9 protein-coding genes and 4 tRNA genes are annotated in these 9,783 nt (G+C 58.9%); 2 read left to right on the top strand and 11 right to left on the bottom strand.

From position 1 onward, the window contains the following. From KL786_RS23630 to gltX, 11 genes are all read right to left on the bottom strand, one after another. Nucleotides 1-461: hypothetical protein (locus tag KL786_RS23630; protein ID WP_215519154.1), on the bottom strand; the 461-nt coding region annotated here is incomplete at its 3' end. Between the two features lie 568 nt (nt 462-1,029). Further along, the gene (locus KL786_RS23625; protein ID WP_215519153.1) at nt 1,030-1,479 is read right to left on the bottom strand and encodes an Hsp20 family protein; all 450 of its coding nucleotides are present in this window, start codon (nt 1,477-1,479) and stop codon (nt 1,030-1,032) included. Between the two features lie 116 nt (nt 1,480-1,595). Further along, nucleotides 1,596-2,555, bottom strand: a complete 960-nt coding sequence (locus tag KL786_RS23620; protein WP_215519152.1) for a tRNA dihydrouridine synthase — start codon at nt 2,553-2,555, stop codon at nt 1,596-1,598. 168 nt (nt 2,556-2,723) lie between these two features. Next, nucleotides 2,724-3,164 (bottom strand): acyl-CoA thioesterase, encoded by a 441-nt coding sequence (locus KL786_RS23615; protein ID WP_029294114.1) that lies wholly within the window; start codon nt 3,162-3,164, stop codon nt 2,724-2,726. A 55-nt stretch (nt 3,165-3,219) separates the two neighbouring features. Next, entirely contained in the window at nt 3,220-4,053 is an 834-nt protein-coding gene (locus tag KL786_RS23610) for an alpha/beta hydrolase (protein ID WP_215519151.1), read from the bottom strand. A 30-nt stretch (nt 4,054-4,083) separates the two neighbouring features. Then, nucleotides 4,084-4,623 carry a TetR/AcrR family transcriptional regulator gene (locus KL786_RS23605; protein WP_032859442.1) on the bottom strand — a complete coding sequence of 180 codons (540 nt, stop codon included), beginning with the start codon at nt 4,621-4,623 and terminating at the stop codon, nt 4,084-4,086. Nucleotides 4,624-4,805: 182 nt separating this feature from the next. Beyond that, nucleotides 4,806-4,881: transfer RNA gene (locus KL786_RS23600), tRNA-Glu, on the bottom strand. Nucleotides 4,882-4,960: 79 nt separating this feature from the next. Continuing rightward, nucleotides 4,961-5,036: transfer RNA gene (locus tag KL786_RS23595), tRNA-Ala, on the bottom strand. Nucleotides 5,037-5,086: 50 nt separating this feature from the next. Beyond that, a tRNA-Glu gene (locus KL786_RS23590) sits at nt 5,087-5,162 on the bottom strand. 78 nt (nt 5,163-5,240) lie between these two features. After that, nucleotides 5,241-5,316: transfer RNA gene (locus KL786_RS23585), tRNA-Ala, on the bottom strand. Nucleotides 5,317-5,463: 147 nt separating this feature from the next. Then, nucleotides 5,464-6,945, bottom strand: coding sequence for a glutamate--tRNA ligase (gene gltX / locus KL786_RS23580; RefSeq protein ID WP_154843535.1), 1,482 nt, complete (start codon nt 6,943-6,945; stop codon nt 5,464-5,466). A gap of 198 nt (nt 6,946-7,143) precedes the next feature. Here gltX and KL786_RS23575 point away from each other — a divergent pair, with 198 nt between their 5' ends. Both KL786_RS23575 and KL786_RS23570 read left to right on the top strand, forming a co-directional pair. Then, nucleotides 7,144-8,190 (top strand): HlyD family secretion protein, encoded by a 1,047-nt coding sequence (locus tag KL786_RS23575; protein WP_215519150.1) that lies wholly within the window; start codon nt 7,144-7,146, stop codon nt 8,188-8,190. Next, nucleotides 8,180-9,730, top strand: a complete 1,551-nt coding sequence (locus KL786_RS23570; protein WP_029294103.1) for an MDR family MFS transporter — start codon at nt 8,180-8,182, stop codon at nt 9,728-9,730. Before KL786_RS23575 ends, KL786_RS23570 begins: the two co-directional genes overlap by 11 nt. Nucleotides 9,731-9,783 lie beyond the last annotated feature (53 nt).

Genomic DNA, 9,783 nt, shown 5'->3' with positions numbered 1-9,783 from the left:
TGCTTGTCTGCCTCAACCTGCACCTTGGTGTCCTTACCCGGGATCACGGGCTTGCCTTCGGCGCTGGGTTTCTTCTCGGGTTGTTTATCGGCCTCAACCTGCACCTTGGCATCCTTGCCCACAATCACCGGGTTACTCCCTGGTAGCGGCTTGGCCTCAGAAGACTTATCAGCAGTGGGCTGGGCGCCAGGGGACTTTGTTTTGCCAGACAAAACATCTCGCATGGCCTTGAAAAGAAGTTCAAACATATCAAGCAGCTTTGAAAAAGCATCCGTACTGACAGTTGTACTATCCCTCCCAACCTCAATATTCCGATTTTGCTCAGGGAAAGAATTCGGTTTGCGGCCAAGTAACTTACTCACATCACTACCTCCAAGTGGAGTCGGTAGCGACGCAGGCAGATCAGTTTGACGATTACCGAGATTAACGCTCGGAGGATTATTAACAGATAGATAAGACATTAGTCATTCCTCTTCTCAGAACAGCACCAGGGCATTCGAACACCCAGAACAAACACTATTTACTTATGACTTGAAGCGGCAGTAACCGAATCGAAGTCACTGGTTTCGTGGGGCAAAAAAAGTTCTGGTTCCAGAAATCGCTGAAAACATAAGGACACCAATAGAAAACTTCGGACTTTTACCCATGGACTTCTACAGAACACAGCAACTCCAGAGCTTTTCTTGGCAAAAAAACAACGTCATACCTGCTAATAAACTACCCTGATGACAAAAAGCGTCATGATTACTTGCGCTCTTGCGATACAGCCCATGATATTTCCCGCGCGAAAACATGACTGTCACGCGCTGCAAAACCTAAAAATGAAACTCTTTCAACAACACCAAAACATGCACAAAACTAAAAAAGTTACACACACCCGCTAGTACAAAAATAAAACACCGAACCTCAACTAAACACAACTATCACTGCCACCCGTTAAACCCTCTACACTCCCCTCAGCGCCTTAAACAAAAAAAGGGCGCCAGAGGCGCCCTTTTTCGAAGTGATGACAAATTTAAAAACATGCACTCAGTGTTGCAGAGCCGGCTTTTGCGCCCCATTGATCGGGATGCGTTTGGCTTTCGCTTCTTCCGGAACAACCCGCAATAGATCGACACTCAGTAACCCGTTATTCAGGTCAGCGGCCTTGATCTCAATATGGTCGGCCAGGCGGAACGACAATTTGAAAGCCCGCTGGGCAATGCCTTGATGCAGATAGGTGACGCTCTCGGTCTTGGTGTCGCGTTTGCCGCCACTGACGGTCAAGACGCCTTTCTCCACCTGCAACTCCAGATCGTCTTCCTGGAAACCGGCGGCCGCAATGACAATGCGATAGTGGTCTTCGCCGTGTTTCTCGACGTTATAGGGAGGGTAGCTGCTGCCAGGCTCGTTGCGCAGTGCGGTCTCGAACAGGTCATTGAAACGATCGAAGCCCACGGAAGAGCGGAACAGCGGCGCCAGGGAAAATGCGGTACTCATGGTCAAATCTCCTGAAATATCAGCAAGGTTTTTATCTCCACGACCCGAATTCGGCATCGTGTAATCCCTAGATAAGGACCGCTGATTACATTTCAAGAGACATTTTCAAGAAATTTTCAGGCCGCTTGGGGATGGGGCATCCTCAGCAAGCGGCTGACTTGCTCCAGATCGGTTTCACGCCGCAAGGCCGTGAACAGCTCAACGGCTTGCGGGTAATTACGCGTCAGCATGGCCAACCATTGCTTCAGTCGGCCAGGCGCCTGGCGTTCAGTCAACTGCGCCACCGATTGCGTCCAGAACTCCTGGAGCATGGGCTGCATCTGCTCCCAAGTCATCTCGACCACGTCTTCGCCAGCCCGCGCGGCCGCGATTTGCCGGGCCAGGTCCGGTCGCGCAACCAGGCCGCGACCGAGCATGATGTCTTCCACACCGCTGATTTCCCGGCAGCGCCGCCAGTCATCAACACTCCAGATATCGCCGTTGGCGAACACCGGCACCTTGACCACGTCCTGCACCCGCGGGATCCACTCCCAATGGGCTGGCGGCTTGTAGCCATCAGCCTTGGTCCGTGCATGCACCACAATGTGCGCTGCACCGCCTTCGGCCAGGGCCGTGGCGCACACCAGCGCGCCGTCCGGGCTGTCGAAGCCCAGGCGCATCTTGGCGGTCACCGGGATATGCGCTGGCACAGCGCGGCGCACGTGTTCGACGATCTGGTTGAGCAGTTCCGGCTCCTTGAGCAGCACCGCGCCACCGCGGGACTTGTTGACGGTCTTGGCCGGGCAGCCGAAGTTCAGGTCGATCACTTCAGAACCCAGCTCACAGGCCAGCGCGGCGTTTTCCGCCAGGCACACGGGGTCGGAGCCCAGCAACTGCACGCGCAACGGCACGCCCGCTGCGGTCTTGGCACCGTGCAGCAGTTCAGGAGCAAGCTTGTGGAAATAGGCCGGGGTCAGCAGGCGGTCGTTGACCCGGATAAATTCGGTCACGCACCAATCGATACCGCCCACCTGGGTCAGCACGTCCCGCAGGATGTTGTCGACCAACCCCTCCATGGGCGCCAAAGCAATTTGCATGGAAAACACTCAACGAAAAACGTGGCGCAGTTTACTGGGTTTCCCACAGCAACCGTTAACCCTACCGCCCCATTGTAGGAGCGAGCTTGCTCGCGAAAAGCGCCCAGTCGACACGGTAAAACTGATAGACCGCGTTATCGTTGACGTTCTTCGCGAGCAAGCTCGCTCCTACATGGACAATGCCGTAAGCGCCACGCCATAGCCCTCGATAAACTCCGCCGGCATGCGCTTGGGCTTGCCGCTGGAGAGTTCGATACAGACAAAGGTGGTTTGCGCACGTAACAAGGTGGTGCCATCGCTGGGGCGCATCAGTTGAAAGCGCCGGGTCATTTTCAGGCGCTGGTCCCAATCGACGATCCAGGTTGCCAGTTGCAGCTCATCGCCTTCGTAGCCGGCCGCCAGGTAATCGATTTCGTGGCGCACCACTGCCATGGCCCGGTCCAGGCGCCGGTACTCGGTGAGGTCCAGGCCCAGGCGCTGGGAATGGCGCCAGGCGCAACGCTCCAGCCACGACACGTAGACGGCATTGTTGGCATGCCCCAGGCCGTCGATGTCCTCAGGGGCCACCTGCAGATCGATGATAAACGGCTTTGCCAAGTCCCAGCCCATGCCCTGCTCCCGGTCGATTAATGTCGGCGGGGAGCAGTGTAACCCATCGTTGCACTCAAGCGGTTTGCCGCGCCGGCTCACGACAGCCAGCCAGCAGCGCCAGCACGCCTTCGACCACTCGCGGGTCGGCCAGGACCTTCTGGTGCCCGCCCTGCTCCAGGCGCAACAGGCGGCTGTCGAACCAGGCCTCGTGGATCATCTGCGAAGCTTTGACCGGGACGAAGGTATCGTCTTCGGCATGCACGATCAGCCCGGGAATATTCATTTGATAGTGGGCCACATCCAGGTGCTTGAGCGGAATGCCCAGGGAGTACTCGACCTCCTGGATAAACGCCGCACGCGCCCGCGCCGGCATGCCGACCACTCCAGCAAAGCCGCGCAATACATCGAGCAAGCGTGAAGGGGCAGCAATGCTCACCAGCGCATTGGTGCGCAGGCCCAGTTGGATGGCCAGCATCGCACTGGCGCCACCCATGGAATGGCCAACCACCGCGTGCAAGGGCGGCAATTCAGCGGCAGCCTCCAGCATCGCTCGGGCAAACAACACCACATGGGCTTCGCGGCCCGGCGAACGACCATGGGCCGGTCCGTCGAGGGCAATCACCGAGTAACCTGCGCCCACCAGTGCGTCGATCAGGCTGGCGAACTGGGTCGGGCGCCCTTCCCAGCCATGCATCATCAGCACCGCTGGGCCCTGGCCCCAGCGCAGGGCCGACAGGCCAAAGCGCAAGGTGACGCGCTCGGCCTGCGCCAGCAATGGCAACTCCCAATCACGCGGCGGCAGGTCTCGCGGTGTCATGAAGGCGCGACGCATCTGATTGGCGATGGTCTGCGGCGCCAACCTGCCCAAGGTGCCGTTGACACGACGAATCCAGCTCAAGGTGCTCATCCATTCACTCCCCAGGCTCGCAAGCCTTGTTCAGCGCACAGCCGACTTGGAGGCGCGTAATACACGATCCGATAATTCGCCAGGCCCCAAGGCCCGAGCCAAGGCCAGGCCACCAATCATCAAGGCCATGTCGGCCAGGGCCTTGTCGGTGTCTTCCGGGCTGGCGGCCAGTTGCGCAGCCATCAGTTCGACATGCTGGTTAAGCACCTCGCGAAACTCATCCGGCAAGCGGCTCATCTCGCCAACCGTGGCCGGGATCGGGCAGGCCTGGGCGGTAGAATCACGGTGCTTGCGCGACAAGTAGAACGCCGCCACCAGGGCGCGCCGCTCTTCGCCTGTCAGGCTGGGATCCATGTCGTCGATAGACGCCCGACGCCGCGCCAACAGTTGCTCGAACGCCTCCAGCATCAAGGCGTCCTTGCTTTCAAAGTGGGCGTAGAAGCCACCCACGGTCAGCCCCGCGGCGCCCATGACTTCACCCACACTCGGTTCGGCCGGGCCACGCTGGATCAGCGCGGAACTGGCGGCCTGCAGAATACGTTCACGGGTTTGCGCTTTTTTATCGCTCATGACGGCCTCCGAATATTACGGTTAAAATATTATCTGCATAATACTTTTTAGCAAGCGGTGAATTCGACCGCTGGTCAGAAGAGGTTTTTTGAAGAGGGAGGGAGAAAACCCAAACGCCAGACAAACAAAAGGGCCATTCAATAATTGAATGACCCTTAAAAATCCCGCAGAGCGGGTAATCGTGGCGTCCCCTAGGGGACTCGAACCCCTGTTACCGCCGTGAAAGGGCGGTGTCCTAGGCCACTAGACGAAGGGGACACAAACCTTCTATACAACTGATCAGTGCTGAGAACTGATCGATTCAAGGACGGTGTGGCCAGACCTTGAACCTGTAAATTGGTGGAGCTAAACGGGATCGAACCGTTGACCTCTTGCATGCCATGCAAGCGCTCTCCCAGCTGAGCTATAGCCCCGGATTTTTCGCCTCGCGGCGCAGCAGACCTTTCGAGCTGCTTGTTGAAACTGGCGTCCCCTAGGGGACTCGAACCCCTGTTACCGCCGTGAAAGGGCGGTGTCCTAGGCCACTAGACGAAGGGGACAAAACCTTCTGTACAACTGATCAGCGCTGAGAACTGATCGATTCAAGGACGGTGTGGCCAGACCTTGAACCTGTAAATTGGTGGAGCTAAACGGGATCGAACCGTTGACCTCTTGCATGCCATGCAAGCGCTCTCCCAGCTGAGCTATAGCCCCTCATCGGTGAGGACGGGGCGAATCTTAATGGCGGTTTGGAAACGTGTCAAATTTATTTTCAACAATTTCCAAAGTTTTTTGCCGGGATAACAATCACTTACCGACGAAACCCCGAAAAACCGGGGTTTCGTCGCTGCAACAGGCTGTTTAAGCGATCGCGCCCAGCAGCTTTTCCCATTCCTTGTTTTCTTTCTTCGATACACCACCAAGCAAATCAAGGGCTTGGCGCAGACGGAAACGGGTCAGGTCAGGGCCAAGGATTTCCATCGCATCCAGTACCGACACCGAACTGGCTTGCCCGGTAATGGCAGCAAACATCAGTGGCATCGCGTCGCGCAGCTTCAATTCCAGGGATTCGACCACGGCCTGGATGGTCGCGGTGATTGCATCCTTCTCCCACTGGCGCAGGCTTTCGAGCTTCCACAAGATCAACTGCATCAACTGGCGAACCTGGTCACCCGAGAGTTTCTTGGACTCGAACAGCTTGGCATCTGGGTTCACGCCCCCGGCAAAGAAGAAGCTGGCCAGCGGTGCGACCTGGCTGAACGTCTCCACCCTGCCCTGCACCAGCGGCGCGATCTTCATCATGTACTCGGGGTTCAACGCCCACTGCTGCACACGGCTGGCAAACTCTTGCACCGGCAGGTCACGCAGCCATTGGCCGTTGAGCCACGACAGCTTCTCGATATCGAAGATCGGCCCGCCCAGCGACACGCGCGAGAGGTCGAAGTTATCGACCATTTCCTGCAACGAGAACTTCTCGCGCTCGTCCGGCATCGACCAGCCCATGCGGCCCAGGTAGTTGAGCATCGCTTCAGGCATAAAGCCCATGCGCTCGTAGAACGTCACCGAAGTCGGGTTCTTGCGCTTGGACAGCTTGCTCTTGTCCGGGTTACGCAGCAGCGGCATGTAGCACAGCTGCGGCTGTTCCCAGCCGAAGTACTCGTAGAGCAGGATCAGTTTCGGTGCCGACGGCAGCCATTCTTCGCCACGCAGCACGTGGGTGATGCCCATCAGGTGATCATCGACCACGTTGGCCAGGAAGTACGTCGGCAGGCCGTCGGTCTTCATCAGTACTTGCATGTCCATGCGATCCCACGGGATCTCCACGTCGCCACGCAGCATGTCCGGCACCACGCACACGCCTTCGCTCGGCACTTTCATGCGGATGACGTGAGGCTCGCCGGCAGCCAGGCGCTGGGCCACTTCTTCTTTGGACAGCAGCAGCGCGCGGCCGTCGTAGCGTGGGGTTTCGCCACGGGCCTGTTGCTCGGCGCGCATCTGGTCCAGTTCTTCGGCAGTGCAGAAGCACGGGAAGGCATGACCCATGTCGACCAATTGCTGGGTGTACTTCTTGTAGATGTCGCTGCGTTCGCTCTGGCGATAAGGGCCGTGTGGGCCGCCCACATCCGGGCCTTCAGCCCAGGTAATGCCCAACCAGCGCAGGGCATCGAAAATCTGCTGTTCCGACTCACGGGTCGAACGTACCTGGTCCGTGTCTTCGATCCGCAGGATGAATTCGCCGCCATGCTGCTTGGCAAAGCAGTAGTTGAACAAGGCGATGTAGGCAGTACCGACGTGGGGATCCCCAGTAGGCGATGGCGCGATGCGCGTGCGGACGGTGGTCATGGCGGGTCTCGAATGGGCAATAAAGCTGAAAATAAAACAAGGGGCGAATGGTAACAGCCCCAAGCCCCCCGGCTCCAGCGTGGGCCGATCAACAAAGGGCATATAAGCCAAGGTTGGGGCTGCAACCACGACATAGCTATTTGCCAGATCGTTAGCTGGCTATATTCCATTACCTTTTGTAACTGACACTGCGCCGCCATGCCTGCCCAACTCAAACGCCGCCTGTTTATCTTCCTGTTTATCGTCGCCCTGATCGCCGCGGGTTTCTTTGCCCACTGGTTCTTCAAGGGGCGCTTCTATGAAAGCACCGACAACGCCTACGTGCAGGGTGAGATCACGCGGGTTTCCAGCCAGCTCGGCGCACGTATCGCCGAGGTCAAGGTCGGCGATAACGAGCATGTGGAAAAGGGCCAGTTGCTGGTCATTCTGGAACAGGACGACTTCTTGCTGGCCATCGACCGCGCCAACGCGACCCTCGCCACCCGTGAGGCCGAACGCTTGCAGGCCACGAGCAAGCTGACCCAGCAGGCCAGCCTGATCGCCGCCGCCGATGCCCAGGTGTCGTCCAGCCAGGCGACCTTGGGCCGCGCGCAGATCGACTTGTCCCGCGCGCAAACCCTGCGCAAACCCGGCTACGTCTCGGAAGAGCGCGTCACCACCCTGTCCGCCGACAACCATATCGCCCGCTCCCAAGTGGCCAAGGCCCAGGCCGACTTGCAAGGCCAGCGCCAACAAGTCAGCGCCCTGAACGCCGAGATCAAGCGCCTCGACGCGCAGATCGCCAATGCCCGCGCCGACCTGGCCCAAGCCGAGCTGAACCTGACCCGCAGCGAAATCCACGCGCCCATCAGCGGCCTGATCGGCCAGCGCGCCGCGCGCAATGGCCAATATGTGCAGGCCGGCGCCTACCTGCTGTCCATCGTTCCCGACCAGGACATCTGGATCCAGGCCAACTTCAAGGAAACCCAGATCGGCCATATGGCCCCCGGGCAGTCGGCCGAACTGACCTTCGACGCCTACGGCGACACGCCCATCGAGGCCCGGGTCGACAGCCTGTTCGCCGCCTCCGGCGCGCAGTTCAGCCTGTTACCGCCAGACAATGCCACCGGCAACTTCACCAAAGTCGTACAACGGATCCCGGTAAAACTCACGTTTGCCGCCGACAACCCGCTGCAGGGCAAAATCCGCCCCGGCATGTCGGTCACCGTCAAAGTAAAGATCCAAGACCCTGACCATGGCCGGTGATCAACTGCTGCGCCCCGTCGGCGAACCGACCCGGCGCGACTGGATCGCAGTGATGAGCGTGATGCTCGGCGCCTTTATGGCGGTGCTCGACATCCAGATCACCAACTCCTCGCTCAAGGATATCCAGGGCGCACTGTCGGCCACCCTGGAAGAAGGCTCGTGGATTTCCACCTCCTACCTTGTCGCCGAAATCATCATGATCCCCCTCACCGCCTGGCTGGTGCAGTTGCTGTCGGCACGGCGCCTGGCGGTGTGGGTCTCGGTGGGTTTCCTGATCGCCTCGCTGATGTGCTCCATGGCCTGGAGCCTGGAAAGCATGATTGTGTTCCGCGCCCTGCAAGGCTTCACCGGCGGCGCCCTGATCCCGCTGGCCTTTACCCTGACCCTGATCAAACTTCCCGAACACCACCGCGCCAAGGGCATGGCAATGTTCGCCATGACCGCCACATTCGCCCCCTCCATTGGCCCGACCATTGGCGGCTGGCTCACGGAGAACTGGGGCTGGGAATACATCTTCTATATCAATGTACCGCCAGGCCTGTTGATGATCGCCGGCCTGCTGTATGGCCTGGAGAAAAAGGCCGCGCACTGGGAGCTACTCAAAAGCACCGACTACATGGGCATCCTGACCCTGGCTGTGGGCCTCGGTTGTTTGCAGGTGTTCCTTGAAGAGGGGCATCGCAAGGACTGGCTGGAGTCGAGCCTGATCGTCAGCCTGGGCAGCATCGCACTGTTGAGCCTGATTACCTTTGTCATCGTGCAGTTGTCCAAGCCCAACCCGCTGATCAACCTGGGGATCCTGGCCAACCGCAACTTCGGCCTGTCGAGCATTTCCAGCCTGGGCATGGGCGTGGGGCTGTATGGCTCGATCTACCTGCTGCCGCTGTACCTGGCGCAGATCCAGAACTACAACGCCCTGCAAATCGGCGAAGTGATCATGTGGATGGGCGTGCCACAGCTGTTCCTGATCCCGCTGGTGCCGAAATTGATGAAATACGTGTCACCGAAATGGCTTTGCGCGGTGGGATTCGGCCTGTTTGGTTTCGCGAGTTTTTCCTCGGGCGTGCTCAATCCGGACTTTGCCGGCAGCCAGTTCAACCAGATCCAGATCATCCGTGCCCTTGGCCAGCCGCTGATCATGGTCACCATTTCGTTGATTGCCACGGCGTACATCCTGCCCCAGGACGCGGGCTCGGCGTCGAGCCTGTTCAACATCCTGCGCAACCTGGGCGGGGCCATCGGCATTGCGCTGCTGGCAACCCTGCTGGATGCGCGAACCAAGACCTACTTTGATTACTTGCGCGAGGCGATTGTGCCGACCAACCCGCAAGTGGCCGAGCGCATGGCGACGCTGACGCAGACGTTTGGCAATGAAACGGCGGCACTGGCCAAGCTCAGCGAGATTGCGCATCAGCAGGCGCAGATCATGGCCTATAACGATGCGTTTCACTTTGTCGGGCTGGCGTTGGCGGTGAGTATGCTGGCGATCTTTTTGACCAAGGCGTTGCCGGCGGGGCTCAAGGCTGGGGAAGCCCATTAGACCGAGGCGCCGCCATCGCAGGCAAGCCAGCTCCCACATTCGGATGTGTGAAT

Origin of the sequence: Pseudomonas sp. TAE6080, from assembly GCF_018732265.1 — a bacterium.
Classification (GTDB): Bacteria; Pseudomonadota; Gammaproteobacteria; order Pseudomonadales; family Pseudomonadaceae; genus Aquipseudomonas; species Aquipseudomonas brenneri.
Note: the sequence above shows the minus strand (reverse complement) of the source record. Positions and strands in the feature narration are given on the sequence as shown.